Raw genomic sequence first — 14,122 nt, forward strand, 5'->3', positions numbered from 1 at the left:
GTCATTCATCGAGCGGATCGAAGCTTGGCGCCTTGCGTTGTCTCTCTGACACCGATGAGCAATCCAGCACAGGAGGCAGGCCATGAACGACAAGAACCGCCCTGACGAAAAATCTCAGGACAAGAACAACGCCAAGGACGACAAGCAGGCTGAGAACAACAAGAAGCACCAGGAAGAGCTGCTCGACGAGGGCGTGGAAGAGACCTTTCCCGCCAGCGATCCGGTTTCGGTGAAGATCACGAAGTAAGCCGATTTCAGAGGCCGTTCTTACAACCTCTCACCTCATCCTAGGGGAGTCGTGCAAGCGATCACCTCGACAGAGCTTCCTTACGTCATCACCGGCCTTGTGCCGGTGATCCCGACCTGAAAAGCACAGCGCTTCACATGATCGGGATGGCCGGGACTGATCCCCGGATCAAGTCCGGGGACGGCCATGACGGCAAGGGGCGCGAACGGCGAGCCAGGCTCTCAGGATGATGTTTAAGGCATGAGCTTCTGTCCGTGTCAGTTCCTGCTTGCCACCGCAACGCCCAACGCCGCGAGCGCCATCCCGGCGAGCTGGATCAGGCTCAGGGTCTCGCCGAAGAGCGCAAAGGCCATGAGCGCCGCAACAGGCGGCACCAGATAGAGCAGCGTCGCCACGCCCACCACGGCGCCCTGACGGATCAGGAACAGCAGCAAGCCAATGGCCCCGATGGAGAGGCCGAACACCGCCCAGGCGAGCGCGCCGAGGAGCGGCGCCGTGAGCTCCATGTGCCCCTCTTCCAGCAGCAGCATCAGCGGCAGGGTCACGATGGCGGCCCCGATATACTGGATCGTCGCATTGACCCGCAGGTCGAGATTGCTGCCGGTGCGCTTCTGCCAGATCGTCCCGAAGGTGATGGAGAGCATGCCGAGCACGCAGATGAAGAGCGCGAGCGGCGGCACGCCGCCATCGCCGAGCTTCGGCGCCACCACAAGCGCAGCCCCCATGAATCCGATGCCGATGCCGGCCCAGCGGCGCGGCGACACCCGCTCGCCCAGCAGGGACCCGGCGAGAAGGCCCGTGGCCAGCGGCTGGAGACCGGCCACCAGGGCCGAGATGCCGGCGGGCAGCCCGTGCTTGACGGCCCAGAACACGCCTCCGAGATAAAACCCGTGCAGAAGAACCCCGGCGATCATGCTGTTGCGCCAATCGCTCCACCGGCGCGGCCAGGACACCCGCGCCACCACGACGATGCCGGCCAGAACCAGAGTGGCGAGCACATAGCGCACGAACAGGAACGTCAACGGCTCGGCATAGGGCGCCACGAGACGCGCCACGACGAAGCCGGTGGCCCAGATGAGCACGAACAGGGGCGGCGCGAGGCGGGCGAAGAGAGTTGGGCTCATGGCAGGACGGGACTGGAAACCGCGAGAGAGGAATGGCCTTGTAGGCCCGAGCGTCAGCCTTTGTCGATCCATTTGGCCTCATCCATACGTTGATCGGCGAATCACGACAGGATGGCCTCGGCTTCCTGCAACCTGATCGCCTGATCCAAGTCCTTTCCTTGCCCTCACCCCCCTGCCGCACCATCTCCAGCCTCCTGGAGACCCGCCGTTGAACCGCCTTCGCCTCTGGCTCGAACTCGTCGCCATCGCGTCCACCCGCTTCGTGCTGCACGACGCCTGGGCGATCGCGAGTCATATCGCCCTCTCGGTGCTGACCTCCATGTTCCCCTTCCTGATCCTGGTCACGGCACTGGCGAGCCTGTTCGGCACCGGGACCCTGGCGGACGAGGTGGCGGATATCATCCTGGAGGCATGGCCGCGGGAGATCGCGGGTCCCATTGCGGGCGAGGTGCACACCATCCTGTCGGTCAAGCGCAGCGACGTGGTAACCCTCGGCCTCGTGCTGGCGCTTTATTTCGCGTCGAGCGGCGTCGAGAGCCTCAGGGTCGGGCTCAACCGCGCCTATGGGGTGCGGGAGACCCGCGCCTGGTGGCTGACGCGGCTCGAATCCATCGCCTTCGTGATCGCCGGCGCCCTCATGCTGCTGGCGCTGGCGCTGCTCGTGGTGCTCGGCCCCTTCCTCTGGCGGTTCGTGCTGTCCTGGGTGCCGGCGCTGCAGCCTTTCGACGGGCTTATCGCCTTCCTGCGGATCGGCGTCGCCACCATCGTCATCGTGGCGGGCCTGCTGCTGGCCTACAAGCTCGTCCCGTCAGGGCGGCGCAGCTTCCGCGCCGTGCTGCCGGGGGTGGGCGTGACCCTGGCGCTGTGGCTTCTCGGCGGCTTCGCCTTCAGCTGGTATCTGGAGTTCTATCCGGGAGCCTACGCGTCCACCTATGGGGGACTGGCCACCGCCATGGTGGCGTTGATCTTCCTCTACACGCTCTCCGCCATCTTTCTGTTCGGTGGCGAGCTCAACGGCACGATCATCCTGGCCAAGCGCCGCCGCCTCGGCCGGGAGCCGAAGCCCGAGCACCTGAACGACCTGATCGCCCTGCCCTGACCGGGCCATCCGTTGAAGCGTTCAGGGGGTCAGGATCACCATCAGGACGAGCCCGAACAGGCCGAGGGCGGCAATGCCGACGAGGCTGAGCCAGGGGTATCTGCTGTCACGATCCGGATCCAAGCGCCGGGCTCCCTTCACGCGCCGAGGGTGACGATCCAGAGGCAGAGACCGAGACCCACAACCACGGCGAGCCAGTTCAGGGAGCGGTCGAACACCAGGTTCCATGAGGCCGGAACGGTCTGGGCGAGTTTCTTCTGCGGGGGGAGATCGACGGGCATGGCTGATGCTCCAGAGCCTGAGGAGCTTCAAGACGCATCATGCGCCCAAAAGGGCAGCGGCCGACTAAGGAGTCGCTGGTGGAAGGACCATACAGGTCTAATGCGTCATTTGTAAGTGAGGCCTGAACCGATGCCTAAGCCCGCTCATTGATGAACTCGTCAGATGATCGTCGAGCCGTCCGTTCTCACCCGCTCGTCCCCAATCTGACGCACAAGCTTGTCGGCTGCCTCGGCGCTGACATGGATGCGCACCAGGGTCCACTCGTTCTCCGATTTCCACATGCGGAACGAGAGCATGAAACCGTCGCCGTCCCTCCTGGCATCGGCATGGGTGGCGTCGGGCAGGTCATAGGGGCCACGGCCGTCGAAGGTGATCTGTCCCACGGGGTTCTCCGATTGTCGGTAACGACCTTCCAACGGATAACAGCGTGACAGGTTCAGGCCATCATCGTTTCTTCACTGACGCGACTACGGAAATGAAAACGGCCGGGCGTGAGCCCGGCCGCAATCTCTCGCGATGATGTGAGGATCAGCTCACGATCTTGTACTTCACGAAGCCTTCCGGCGCGTCGCCCATCTTCTCGACCTTGATGCCGGCCGGCTGATAGTTGGCGGCGTTCGGGCCGGTGGTGAAGGTCATGGTGACGCCGGCCGGAACCGCGAGCGACCAGGAGCCGTCCGCCTTCGGGGCCACTTCCTTCTTCTCGATGATGAAGCGCATGATGGCGTCGCGGGTCAGGTCCGGAGCCTCGAACACGATGGTGGTGCCGTCGGCGCCCGGGAAGTTGCCGCCGCCGCCCGCACGGTAATTGTTGGTCACCACGAGGAACTGCTGGTCGTCCGTCACGGGCTTGCCGTTATGGGTCAGGTCCTTGATGCGGCGGGTATTGGCATTCACGACCTTGCCGTTGTCGTCATAGCGCGAGGCTTGCGTCGGGTCGATCTTGTACTGCACGCCCGCGATGACGTCGAAGTTGTAGGCCGGGAACTTCGGATTGACGAGTTCCTGCTCTCCCCCCTTCGCCACGTCGATCTGGTTATAGATGCCGGCCGAACGCTCGAGCCACTCGCGCACCTGCGCACCGGTGATCTTCACCACGCGAATCGTGTTCGGGTAGATGTAGATGTCCGCCATGTCCTTGATGGCGAGCGGGCCGGGCTTGATCTCGGTGAAGTAGTTCGGGCCGCCGCGGCCACCGGCCTTGAAGGGCGCGCCCGCGGAGAGGATCGGCAGGTCCTTGAAGGCCGAGGCCTTGAGCTGGTCGGCCACGTACCAGGCCTGCGCCTCGGTCACGAGCTTCACGGAGGCGTCGTCCGACACGAGCGAGAAGTAGGAGTGGATCGGAACTGCCGTGGTACCGACCGGCTCGCGCACGTATTTCAGCGTCGCCTCATGACCTTCCTTGGCGGCCGCCATCACGGCCGCGTCGGATTCCACCTTGGCCACCACTTTACGATCGACGCGGTCGTAGATCGGGCGCGCCTCGGTGCGGAAATTCGCGACCTTCCAGGCATTGCCTTCCTTGGTCAGTTCCAAGTCGACGAGGCCGAGATGGCTGCCCCAGAAGCCGGCCATGACGGCGGGCTTGCCGTGCAGCGTGCCCTTCTGCGCGTCGACGCCGGGAATGTTGGCGAATTCCTTGCCGCCCGGGAACGTGAAGTGCTGGTGGCCGGTGAGGATCACGTCGATGCCGTCGACCTTGGCGAGGTGCAGGGCCGCGTTCTCCTCGCCGCCTTTGCGCTCGCCGCCGGCGATGCCGGAATGGCAGAGCGCCACGACGATATCGGCGCCGGCTTTCTTCAGGTCGGGCACATGCTTGTTGGCCGCATCGACGATGTCGATCGTGGTGGCCTTGCCGTCGAGGTGCGACTTGTCCCACTGGACGATCTGCGGCGGCACGAAGCCGATCACGCCGACCTTGATGGTTTGCTTGGCGCCGGATTCATCGGTGAACTCGCGGTCCAGCACGATCCACGGCTTCTGCAGGGTCTCGCCGTTGGCCTTCAGCACGTTGGCGCAGACGAGCGGGAATTTCGCCGTGCCCATGGCGTTCTGCAGGAACTCGAGGCCGTAGTTGAACTCGTGGTTGCCCAGCGTGCCGCAATCGTAGTTGAGCTCGTTCATGGCGGCGACCATGGGATGCACGTCGCCCTTCTTCATGCCGCGGCGATAGGCGATGAAGTCACCGAGCGGCGAGCCCTGGATCAGGTCGCCGTTGTCGAACAGCATGGTGTTCTTGGCTTCCGCACGGGCACCCTTCACCAGGGTGGCGGTGCGGGCGAGACCCACCGTTTCGTCGGCCGCGTCGCGGTAGTAATCGTAAGGGAAGACATTCACGTGAAGGTCCGTGGTCTCCAGGATGCGGAGCTTCACGACCGGGCCGGCGGCCCAGCTGACCGGGGACATTCCGGTGAGAGCGGCAGCGGCCACGCCGGTCTGCAGGACACGGCGGCGGGTGATGGATTGGGTCATGATCTTCCCTTTGGTCTTGTTGTGCAGTGAAACTTAATTCGCCTCTACACGACAGAAGCACAGGTTTTGTGACAGAATCAATATAGCTGGCAAAGGAGGCGCCTAATTAGTTTTGATGCGAACTCCCTCTCCCGTTTGGGAGAGGGTCGGGGTGAGGGAAGGCCTGTGCCGGAGGAAGTGCAGCAGGGGAGATGAACGCGCTTGGCTGGTTAAGCCGCATGCCCTCACCCCTGCCCCTCTCCCAAACGGGAGAGGGATAACAGAACGTCAGCCCCGCAGCGCCTCATCAAGGTCGCGGTAGAGGTCCTCGACATCCTCGATGCCGGTGGAAAGCCGCAGGAGATCCGGCGGGCACGGGGTGCCCGGCCCCTCGATGGAGGCGCGGTGCTCGATCAGGCTCTCGACGCCGCCAAGCGACGTCGCCCGCTTCCACAGGCCGACTCGCGCCGCCGTGCGGATGGCAGCGGCCTCGCCTTCCGAGACCTGGATGGAGAGCATGTAGCCGAAGCCGTTCTCCATCTGCCGGGCGGCGATGTCATGGCCGGGATGCTGCGGCAGGCCGGGATAGAGAACGCGGGCGACTTTCGGATGATTGGAGAAGCGCTGCGCGAGATCAAGCGCGCTCTTGGCCTGGGCTGCCGTGCGCACATGGAGCGTGCGCATGCCGCGCATCAGGAGATAGGCCTCAAACGGGCCGAGGATCGCGCCCTGCATCTTGCGGATATTGACGACCCGCGCCCAGAACGCATCCGCCTTGGCGCCTGCAAGCGCGCCGGCCACCACGTCGGAATGGCCGTTCAGCACTTTCGTCGCCGCATGCATGACGATGTCGGCGCCAAGATTCAGCGGCCGCGTGTGAATCGGCGAGGCGGTGGTGGAATCGACCGCGAGCTTTGCTCCGGCCGCATGAGCGATCTCGGCGGCGCCGGCGATGTCCGTGATGGTCCAGAGAGGGTTGGAGGGCGTCTCGATCCAGACCAGCTTGGTCGCGCCGGGCTTCACAGCCTCGCGCAGGGCATCGAGGTTGTCGGTCTCGACGAAATCGACCTTGAGGCCCCAGCGCACGGCTTCCGTCATCAGCCAGTTGCGCAGGGCCCAGTACATGACCTTGGACGCCACGATGTGGTCGCCCGGATCGAGGGCCTGGAACACCGCGGTGGCGGCCGCCATGCCGGAGGAGAACAGCAGCGCGCCGGCCTCGGCCTCCTCGAGCATGGCCAGTACTTCCTCGGCTTCGCGGATGGTGGCATTGTCCGGCCTTCCATAGACGAAGCCGGACGAATAGGCATTGTCCTCATCGCGGATATAGGTGGTCGCCACATGGATCGGCGGCACGACCGCCCTGGTGATCGGATCCACATGGCCCATGGCCTGGGCGGTCAGGCTGCGCTTCGACCATGGGGAACGCGATGACGGCATGGGGAACCTCCGGAGAGCGTGACAGGTTGCGTCACGAGAGAAATGACGCAACGTCCTTAAAGGGATTTCAGGGATGCATACAGAGCAAACTGCGCCGGGCAGCCATGCCATGCCACCGCTGCCACGTTTTCTCGTGGCCGTGCTGCCGGTGGTCGCGGTGGCGGTGTCGGCCAGCCTGATCACGCAGCCGAACATCCCGGCCTGGTATGCGGGCCTCCAGAAGCCCGGCTTCACGCCGCCGAACTGGGCCTTCCCGGTCGCGTGGACAATCCTTTACGCCATGATGGCCTACGCGCTCTGGCGCGTTCTCTCGCTGCCCGAGAATCGTCCCGGACGCGCATCGGCGATTGTCGCGTTCTTCGTGCAGCTCACTTTAAACGGAACGTGGTCCTTCGCGTTCTTCGGCGGCCAGAGCCCGCTTGCGGGCCTCGTGGTCATCGCGGCCCTGATCGTGGCGATCCTCGCCACGATCGTCACCTTCTGGAGGCTCGACCGCGTCGCTGCCGGGCTGCTCGTGCCCTATCTCGCCTGGGTAGCCTACGCGACCCTGCTCAACGGCACGATCTGGCGGCTCAACGGCTAGACCTGCAAGCCATAAGCCTCATCCTGAGGAGCGGAGCGTCTCGAAGGACGAGGTGCTTCCAGAGAGCACTGGATCCTCCTTCGAGACGCCGCTGACGCGGCTCCTCAGGATGAGGGCTGTGTTTGGAGGCGCGTGCTATTGGCCGGGTTTGTCGAACAGGTCCGGGTCCTTGTCGTGATGATCGAGGACGCCGACGAAAGGCAGCTGCCGGTAGGAATGGGCCACGTCCATGCCGTAGCCGATCACGAACACGTCCGGGCAGGTGAAGCCCACATAGTCCGGCTGGATCTGCACGGCGCGCTTGCCGGGCTTTTCCAGCAGCACGGCCGTCTTCACGCTCTTGGCGCCACGGGCCATGATCAGGTCCTTGGCGAAGGTGACGGTGCGGCCCGACTCCAGAATGTCGTCCACGAGCAGCACGTCGCGCCCGCGCACGTCGCTCTCGATGTCGCGCAGGATGGTGACGTTGCCGGTGGAGACGGTGCCGTCCAGGTAGCTCGACAGGTGCACGAACTCGACCTGCGGGGTGAGCCCGGCCCGGTGCAGGGCGCGGATCAGGTCGGCGGCGAACATGAAGCTGCCCTTGAGCACGGCCACCACCAGCAGGTTTTCGGGCTTGGAGGCCGCGATCTCCTGGGCCAGCGCCTCGTTGCGCTTGGCGATGGTGTCTTCGTCGAAAAGAACCCGGATGCGGTGGGCAGTGCTCATCATGATCGTCCAGAAAAGAAATACGAGGCTCTCAAAGCCGCCCCTTCACGACCATGCTTGGTCTGGGATGTCAAACAAACTCGGTGTTTTTTGAGCAAATCCATGACCCCAGTGTCGTTCCCGGCCGGAGCGCAGCGGAGGGGAAGGGAATCCATGGCGCTGCACCCGTGAGTGGATCCCCTTCCCTCGCTTCGCTCGCCGGGGATGACACCGCGCTTCGTCAGGGTCCTGCGGCACTATCCCGCGAGGGGTTCGCTTCCCGTTACAGTCCTGCAAGTTTATGGCTTGCTAACCATAACGGGGCGATAAGGAAGCGAATCGCCGCATTTCTTCCCTTCAAGGATGGCTCGGATACGTGTGAAAGCGCTCGATCACGACGATTATCACTACGATGAAGGCGCGCCGCCGGTCGTGCATTTCGAGAACGTGGGCGTGCGCTACGGCATGGGGCCCGAGGTTCTGCGCGACCTGACCTTCTCCATCGAGCCTAATTCCTTCCAGTTCCTCACCGGCCCGTCGGGCGCCGGCAAGACGACGCTGCTGCGCCTCATCCTGCTCTCGGTGAAGCCGACCCGCGGCCTGATCTCCATGTTCGGGGAGGATGTCTCCCGGATCTCGAAGGACGAGCTGACCTCCTTGCGCCGCCGCATGGGCGTGGTGTTCCAGGATTTCCGCCTGCTCGACCACCTGACGACCTATGAGAACGTGGCCCTGCCCCTGCGCGTGCAGGGCAAGGAGGAGGCGAGCTACCGGGCCGAAGTGGTCGAGCTTCTGCGCTGGGTGGGCCTGGGCGACCGCATGCACATGCTGCCGCCGGTGCTCTCGGGCGGCGAGAAGCAGCGTGCGGCGATTGCCCGTGCGCTCATCGTGCGCCCTGACCTGCTCCTCGCCGACGAGCCCACCGGCAACGTGGACCCGTCGCTCGCCCGCCGCCTCCTGCGCCTCTTCATCGAACTCAACCGGCTCGGAACCTCGGTGGTGATCGCCACTCACGATTTCAGCCTCATGGATCAGCTCGACGTGCGCCGCCTCGTGCTCGGCGACGGCCAGCTGCATATCGACGAGTGAGCTTGAGATGAACGCTCCCTCGCAACCGCGCCTGAGGAAGGCCGCCGCGGCCCCGGGCGGGCAGAAGCGCTCCCTGCCCGCGTCGTTGAGCCGGAACGCGCCCCTCGTGCCGGTGGACTCGGCCGGCGGTCAGGCGTTGGCGGCCGTCATCGCGATCCTCACCTTCCTGGCGGCCCTGTGCGCCGGCGGCGCAGAGCTTGTGGCGGCCTCTTCGGCCCAGTGGCGCTCCGAGATTTCCCGGGAAGTCACCATCCAGATCCGCCCCAACGCCCAGCGCTCCATCGACCAGGACGTGGAGCGCGCCGTGGCGCTGGCCCGGCAGGCGCCGGGGGTCGAGGTGGCCCAGGCCTTTTCCAAGGAAGAATCCGAGCGCCTGCTCGAGCCCTGGCTCGGGACCGGCCTCGACTTCAACGACCTGCCGGTGCCTCGCCTGATCGTGATCAAGATCCGGGAGGATGCGAAGCCGGATTTCAGCACTTTGCGGCAATCCCTCCAGCGCGACGTGCCGGGCGCGACGCTGGACGACCACGCCCTCTGGGTCTCGCGGCTCTCCACCATGGCCAACACCATCATCGGCGTCGGCGTGTTCCTGGTCAGCCTAGTGCTGGTCGCGGCGGCGCTCGCCGTCATCTTCGCCACCCGGGGCGCCATGGCGAGCAACCGGGAGGTGGTGGACGTGCTCCATTTCGTGGGCGCGAACGACGATTTCATCGCCAAGGAGTTCCAGCGCCGCTTCTTCCGGCTCGGGTTGCGCGGAGCGGCCATCGGGGCCGGCGCGGCCATGGTCCTGACCCTCATCCTGGGCCTCGTGACCCGCTCCTGGCGGGCAAGCCCCACGGGCGACCAGATCGAAGCCCTGTTCGGCGCCTTCACGATCAGCTGGCGGGGCTATGCGGTCGTGATCCTGATCGCGCTCTGCGTGGCCGTCATCACGGGCATCGTGTCGCGGCTCACCGTGAGACGCTTTCTTAACGAAAATGGTTGATGGTGAGAGTTAACAGGAAAGAGTGAGCTGCCTCTCCATTGCCGCAATCTCCATTATCCTCGTCCCGGATGACCTCGCAAACGCAGAGTTGGGGTGCGCCGGACGCCACGGAAACCGTCGGCTGGGGTTGGGCGATGCAGGAATCGCCTAAGGCTCCCGCCCGGCGGTCGTGGGCGCGACGCATCCTGGGCTACGGCTTCTGGGCCGCGACCTGTGCCGCCATCATCGGCTTCCTGGGCTTCCTCGCCTTCGTCTACAGCCTCGACCGCTCCGAGCAGCGGCCCGAAACCCGTGCGGACGGTATCGTGGCGCTCACCGGCGGCGCCCAGCGTATCGGCGATGCCATCGACCTTCTGGACAAAGGCTACGCCAAGAGGCTCCTGATCTCGGGCGTCAACGAGAACACCAGCCGCGACCAGATCGCCCGGCTCAATCCGGGCCAGCGGCGCCTGTTCGATTGCTGCGTGGATCTGGACTACCGGGCCCGCAACACCATCGGCAACGCCATCGAAACCCGGCGTTGGGCCGAGAAGAACGGCTTCGACACCATCATCGTGGTGACCTCGAACTACCACATGCCCCGCACGCTCGCGGAGCTCGACCACGCCCTGCCGAATCTGCAGAAGATCCCCTACCCGGTGGCCGCGACCATCGACCCGCATGACTGGTGGCACAATCCGGCGGTGGCCCGGGTGATCTTCACCGAATATCTGAAGTTCCTGGCGGTCTGGGTGCGCACCCATCTCGAGGACGACCCGGAGCGCTCCTCCGTCGCCCACCTCATCAGCGGCGGGTCCCCGGTCAAGGCGCAGGTCATCGCCGAGCCTCTCTGGCGCTAGACCCGAGGCGAAAACCTTCTATGGTGGGGCCGCGGGGCAAGAGGCTCCGCATTCCCTTTTCAAGACGCCATGCTGATCCTCCGCTCCCTGCTGTTCAACGTCGCCTTCTACGCCAACCTGATCCTGTGGCTGATCCTGCTCATCCCGGGCCTCCTGGTGCCGCGCCGGACCTTCATGCAGATGGTCAAGCTCTGGGGCCGCACGTCGATCTGGCTTCTGCGGGTCATCGCCGGCGTCAAGGTGGAGATCACAGGCCTGGAGAAGATCCCGCCGGGCGGGGCGCTGGTGGCAGCCAAGCACCAGTCGTTCCTGGAAACCTTCACCATCGTGACGTTCCTGGACGATCCCACCTACATCCTGAAGCGCGAGCTGATGTGGATTCCGATCTTCGGCTGGCATCTGGCCAAGGCTCAGTGCGTGCCGGTGAACCGCAAGGCCGGCACGGTCGCGCTGGTTCAGATGACTCAGCGGGCGAAGGAGGAAGCCCAGCACGGGCGCCAGATCATCATCTTCCCCGAGGGCACCCGCCGCCCGCCGGGCGCGCCGCCGGCCTACAAATACGGCGTGGCACATCTCTATCAGAACCTGGGCTTTCCCTGCATTCCGATCGCCCTGAACGCCGGCCTCTTCTGGCCGCGCCGACAGTTCATCCGCCGGCCCGGCACGGTGCGGATCGAGGTGCTCGATCCCATCCCGGCAGGACTGCCGCGCGACGAGTTCTTCCAGCGGGTTCAGGTTGAGATCGAGACGGCTTCGGACCGGCTCTACGAGGAGGGCCGGCAGGAGCTGGGGCTGGGTCCTGCCACGGCTTCGGAAGCGTCCCTATCGAAGGCTTAACCCCACCGGCATGCCCTCTCCCCGTCATGGCCGGCCTTGTGCCAGCCATCCCGATCCCGTGAGGTGCTACGCTTTTCCAATCGAGATCACCGGCGCAAGGCTGGTGATGACCAACGGAAAAATCCCGCAAACCCAAGCCCTGCCAAGCTTCTCGTTACCTTGACGACTCACCCGCCCGTTCTTACATATAAGAACATATGGCGAACAAACGAACCATATCCTGGAATGCGGCCATGCGGGATCTCCGCAACGACCGAATGCGGAGGGCTGGTGTGCGCGAGGAACGACTACGGGCGACCGCAGGGCTTCGCTCCTCTTCCACCTTGAGTTCCTGGCGCGGCCGCTCGGGCCGCCGCTACATCGTGGGCGTCCATCCTCTGAACGAAGAGGAGCTGCTCGACGTCACCGACGCCGTGATCCTGGCCGTCCGGCGCGACCGGGACGGCACCGGCACGGTGATCGACGCCGCCATGGCGGCGTCCGAGCCGGCCGAACACACCCGCATGCGCTGGCTGGCCAAGGTCCAGGAACTGGGCGCCACCGAGCTGCACATCCACCGGCTTGCCGCGACGGACGAGGATCGCCGCGCGATCTTCGAGGATCTGCGCGAGGACGAGACTCAGGCTTCCTGATCCAGCGCTTCCAGGATCTTGTGCAGCAGCGGATCGACCACGCTCATGCCGATGAGATGCTCATAGGTGTTGCGCACGTAATCCGGGTTGCGCCCGGAAACGCCCTGCGCCTGCCGCACATGCTTCAGCACATCCTCGAAGGACAGGCGCCCGGCATATTGCCCGTGATAACGGTCGACCACGTAGGCCAGGGCACGGACCCGCCGGCCATCGGCCAGCCGCACCGGCAGGCGGCGCTCCAGATAGACGGCCGTGACCTGCTCGCGCTCGCGCAGATATTGGATCGTGGCCTCAGCCTCCTCCGGGGCGACCCGGAATGCCACGCCATGGCAGCGCCCGCCGCGATCAAGGCCGAGCACCAGCCCCGGATGCTCAGGGGTTCCGCGGTGGACATGGGAGAAGACGCACAGCGAGCGGTGATAGCCGTAGAGATGGGCATGCACGCGCTCGAGAAAGGGAAAGCCCGGCCGCCACATGAGCGAGCCGTAGCCGAACACCCATAAATCCTCCGTGAGGTCCTTCATGTCACCCCGCCCGAACCTTGCCTGCTTCGGGCGCTACCAGCTAGGAAGCACCAACACAACAGGAGATCGCGCATGGATCAGGCCGCCCCCGGAGGGCATGTTCGCCGCAGTCGTTTCTGGCTCTATGCGCCCTTCATCCTGCTTCTCCTCCTCACCATCGCCTGGACCGTCGCCTGGTTCGTGATCCGCAACCGCACGGCGGAGGCGCTGGACGGCTGGCTCGCCGCGGAGGCGCGCGCCGGGCGGGAATGGACCTGCCAGGACCGCAGGATCGCCGGCTACCCGTTCCGCATCGAGGTGATCTGCACTGCGCTCGACTTCAAGCGGGGTGCGGTCACCGCCTCCTTCGGCCGCACCGAGGCCGTGGCGCAGGTCTATCAACCGCGCCGCATCATCACCGAGGTGGCCGGCCCCTTGAGGGTGACCGACGGCACCGTGACGGTGCAGGGCAGCTGGGACCTCTTCCAGGCGAGCCTCAACGCCTCGCAAACAGGACTGCAGCGCATCTCGGTTGCAGCCAATGCTCCGAAGGTGACGGTCACCGGTCTGCCGGCCGGCGAGTTGACTGGGTCGGGCAAGCGCCTGGAGCTGCATATGCGGCCCAACCCGTCGCGGAGCGCCGATCAGGCGCGCGACGTCGCGGCCTCCGTCACGGAAGCGCGCATTCCGCTTCTCGACGCGCTCATCGGCGGCGCCGAGGCGACGAACCTCAACGCGGATGTCACCGTCACGCAAGCCGACGGCTTCAAGGGCGGCACCATTGCGGACGAGATGGAGCTGTGGCGCAAAGCCGGCGGCAAGCTCGACATTCTGATGCTCTCGGCCACCAAGGGCACGCGCCAGATCGAGACCAAGGGCGAGCTGCGTCTCGACGAGCAGCACCGGCCGGCCGGTCAGCTCAACGTGGCGGCCGCCGGCCTCGACGGCCTCCTCGGCAACCTCACCGGCGGTCGCCTCGGCGGCAATCTGTTGGGCATGCTGCTGGGACAGGGGCCGCGCGCGAATGCCGCTCAGCCGAACGCGAAGCCGCAGCTCGCCTCCCTGCCGCCGTTGCGGCTTGAGAACGGCTTTCTCGCCATGGGTCCGTTCGTGATCCCCAACGTGAGGCTGCAGCCGCTATACTAATTCTCTTACCGCCACGTCATCACCGGCCTTGTGCCGGTGATCTCGATCCGAAAGGCATGGCGCTTCGCATCATCGGGATGGCCGGGCCAAGCCCGGCCATGACGCAGTGGTGTCATTCCCGGCCGGAGCGTAGCGGAGGGGAAGGGAATCCACTCACACGCTCAGCGCCATGGATCCC

The 14,122-nt window shown here is 65.3% G+C and carries 16 protein-coding genes; 9 read left to right on the forward strand and 7 right to left on the reverse strand.

Translation table 11 applies throughout. The annotated features are described in order from the left end of the window. Positions 1 to 82 precede the first annotated feature (82 nt). A complete protein-coding gene (locus tag IC232_RS13175) occupies positions 83 to 247 on the forward strand; it encodes a hypothetical protein (RefSeq protein WP_190845443.1) in 165 nt (54 codons plus the stop codon). 257 nt (positions 248 to 504) lie between these two features. On the opposite strand, the gene IC232_RS13180 is transcribed toward IC232_RS13175, so the two are convergent. Further along, on the reverse strand, positions 505 to 1,371 hold the full coding sequence (locus tag IC232_RS13180; protein ID WP_190845628.1) for a DMT family transporter: 867 nt from the start codon (positions 1,369 to 1,371) through the stop codon (positions 505 to 507). A 208-nt stretch (positions 1,372 to 1,579) separates the two neighbouring features. Between IC232_RS13180 and IC232_RS13185 the strand changes: the two genes are divergently transcribed. Then, positions 1,580 to 2,470, forward strand: a complete 891-nt coding sequence (locus IC232_RS13185) for a YihY/virulence factor BrkB family protein (RefSeq protein WP_190845444.1) — start codon at positions 1,580 to 1,582, stop codon at positions 2,468 to 2,470. Positions 2,471 to 2,607: 137 nt separating this feature from the next. On the opposite strand, the gene IC232_RS13190 is transcribed toward IC232_RS13185, so the two are convergent. From IC232_RS13190 to IC232_RS13205, 4 genes are all read right to left on the reverse strand, one after another. Next, entirely contained in the window at positions 2,608 to 2,751 is a 144-nt protein-coding gene (locus IC232_RS13190) for a hypothetical protein (protein WP_190845445.1), read from the reverse strand. Positions 2,752 to 2,910: 159 nt separating this feature from the next. Next, complete coding sequence (locus IC232_RS13195) at positions 2,911 to 3,135, reverse strand: hypothetical protein (RefSeq protein ID WP_190845446.1); 225 nt, start codon at positions 3,133 to 3,135, stop codon at positions 2,911 to 2,913. Between the two features lie 145 nt (positions 3,136 to 3,280). Continuing rightward, a complete protein-coding gene (locus tag IC232_RS13200; protein ID WP_190845447.1) occupies positions 3,281 to 5,224 on the reverse strand; it encodes a bifunctional 2',3'-cyclic-nucleotide 2'-phosphodiesterase/3'-nucleotidase in 1,944 nt (647 codons plus the stop codon). 267 nt (positions 5,225 to 5,491) lie between these two features. Beyond that, positions 5,492 to 6,643 (reverse strand): trans-sulfuration enzyme family protein, encoded by a 1,152-nt coding sequence (locus IC232_RS13205; RefSeq protein WP_190845448.1) that lies wholly within the window; start codon positions 6,641 to 6,643, stop codon positions 5,492 to 5,494. Positions 6,644 to 6,716: 73 nt separating this feature from the next. On the opposite strand from IC232_RS13205, the gene IC232_RS13210 reads away from it, so the two are divergent. Further along, positions 6,717 to 7,226, forward strand: coding sequence for a TspO/MBR family protein (locus IC232_RS13210; RefSeq protein WP_190845449.1), 510 nt, complete (start codon positions 6,717 to 6,719; stop codon positions 7,224 to 7,226). 135 nt (positions 7,227 to 7,361) lie between these two features. Here IC232_RS13210 and hpt read toward each other — a convergent pair whose 3' ends face one another. Then, the gene (gene hpt / locus IC232_RS13215; RefSeq protein WP_190845450.1) at positions 7,362 to 7,937 is read right to left on the reverse strand and encodes a hypoxanthine phosphoribosyltransferase; all 576 of its coding nucleotides are present in this window, start codon (positions 7,935 to 7,937) and stop codon (positions 7,362 to 7,364) included. A gap of 354 nt (positions 7,938 to 8,291) precedes the next feature. Here hpt and ftsE point away from each other — a divergent pair, with 354 nt between their 5' ends. The 5 genes from ftsE to IC232_RS13240 all read left to right on the forward strand — a co-directional run bounded on the left by ftsE (position 8,292) and on the right by IC232_RS13240 (position 12,295). Further along, positions 8,292 to 9,002 carry a cell division ATP-binding protein FtsE gene (ftsE, locus tag IC232_RS13220; RefSeq protein WP_190845451.1) on the forward strand — a complete coding sequence of 237 codons (711 nt, stop codon included), beginning with the start codon at positions 8,292 to 8,294 and terminating at the stop codon, positions 9,000 to 9,002. A gap of 7 nt (positions 9,003 to 9,009) precedes the next feature. After that, positions 9,010 to 9,987 (forward strand): cell division protein FtsX, encoded by a 978-nt coding sequence (locus tag IC232_RS13225; RefSeq protein ID WP_190845452.1) that lies wholly within the window; start codon positions 9,010 to 9,012, stop codon positions 9,985 to 9,987. 134 nt (positions 9,988 to 10,121) lie between these two features. Then, positions 10,122 to 10,826, forward strand: coding sequence for a YdcF family protein (locus IC232_RS13230; RefSeq protein ID WP_246812197.1), 705 nt, complete (start codon positions 10,122 to 10,124; stop codon positions 10,824 to 10,826). A 69-nt stretch (positions 10,827 to 10,895) separates the two neighbouring features. Then, the gene (locus IC232_RS13235; RefSeq protein ID WP_190845454.1) at positions 10,896 to 11,663 is read left to right on the forward strand and encodes a lysophospholipid acyltransferase family protein; all 768 of its coding nucleotides are present in this window, start codon (positions 10,896 to 10,898) and stop codon (positions 11,661 to 11,663) included. Positions 11,664 to 11,896: 233 nt separating this feature from the next. Next, complete coding sequence (locus tag IC232_RS13240; protein ID WP_246520545.1) at positions 11,897 to 12,295, forward strand: hypothetical protein; 399 nt, start codon at positions 11,897 to 11,899, stop codon at positions 12,293 to 12,295. Here the strand turns inward: IC232_RS13240 and IC232_RS13245 are convergent. Further along, on the reverse strand, positions 12,283 to 12,819 hold the full coding sequence (locus tag IC232_RS13245) for a gamma-glutamylcyclotransferase (protein ID WP_190845456.1): 537 nt from the start codon (positions 12,817 to 12,819) through the stop codon (positions 12,283 to 12,285). The genes IC232_RS13240 and IC232_RS13245 overlap by 13 nt on opposite strands. 72 nt (positions 12,820 to 12,891) lie before the next feature. Here IC232_RS13245 and IC232_RS13250 point away from each other — a divergent pair, with 72 nt between their 5' ends. Continuing rightward, on the forward strand, positions 12,892 to 13,944 hold the full coding sequence (locus IC232_RS13250) for a DUF2125 domain-containing protein (RefSeq protein WP_190845457.1): 1,053 nt from the start codon (positions 12,892 to 12,894) through the stop codon (positions 13,942 to 13,944). Positions 13,945 to 14,122: the final 178 nt, after the last annotated feature.

Origin of the sequence: Microvirga sp. (genome assembly GCF_014699075.1) — a bacterium.
In the GTDB taxonomy this organism is placed as follows: Bacteria; Pseudomonadota; Alphaproteobacteria; order Rhizobiales; family Beijerinckiaceae; genus Microvirga.

Excerpts from the sequence above, each read along its gene's own strand:
- IC232_RS13175 (WP_190845443.1), top strand. The coding sequence starts at position 83 with ATGAACGACAAGAACCGCCCTGACGAAAAATCTCAGGACAAGAACAAC.
- IC232_RS13200 (WP_190845447.1), bottom strand. The coding sequence starts at position 5,224 with ATGACCCAATCCATCACCCGCCGCCGTGTCCTGCAGACCGGCGTGGCC.
- IC232_RS13210 (WP_190845449.1), top strand. The coding sequence starts at position 6,717 with ATGCATACAGAGCAAACTGCGCCGGGCAGCCATGCCATGCCACCGCTG.
- IC232_RS13245 (WP_190845456.1), bottom strand. The coding sequence starts at position 12,819 with ATGAAGGACCTCACGGAGGATTTATGGGTGTTCGGCTACGGCTCGCTC.
- IC232_RS13240 (WP_246520545.1), top strand. The coding sequence starts at position 11,897 with ATGCGGGATCTCCGCAACGACCGAATGCGGAGGGCTGGTGTGCGCGAG.
- IC232_RS13225 (WP_190845452.1), top strand. The coding sequence starts at position 9,010 with ATGAACGCTCCCTCGCAACCGCGCCTGAGGAAGGCCGCCGCGGCCCCG.
- hpt (WP_190845450.1), bottom strand. The coding sequence starts at position 7,937 with ATGATGAGCACTGCCCACCGCATCCGGGTTCTTTTCGACGAAGACACC.
- IC232_RS13205 (WP_190845448.1), bottom strand. The coding sequence starts at position 6,643 with ATGCCGTCATCGCGTTCCCCATGGTCGAAGCGCAGCCTGACCGCCCAG.
- IC232_RS13190 (WP_190845445.1), bottom strand. The coding sequence starts at position 2,751 with ATGCCCGTCGATCTCCCCCCGCAGAAGAAACTCGCCCAGACCGTTCCG.
- IC232_RS13250 (WP_190845457.1), top strand. The coding sequence starts at position 12,892 with ATGGATCAGGCCGCCCCCGGAGGGCATGTTCGCCGCAGTCGTTTCTGG.
- IC232_RS13235 (WP_190845454.1), top strand. The coding sequence starts at position 10,896 with ATGCTGATCCTCCGCTCCCTGCTGTTCAACGTCGCCTTCTACGCCAAC.
- IC232_RS13180 (WP_190845628.1), bottom strand. The coding sequence starts at position 1,371 with ATGAGCCCAACTCTCTTCGCCCGCCTCGCGCCGCCCCTGTTCGTGCTC.
- IC232_RS13230 (WP_246812197.1), top strand. The coding sequence starts at position 10,122 with ATGCAGGAATCGCCTAAGGCTCCCGCCCGGCGGTCGTGGGCGCGACGC.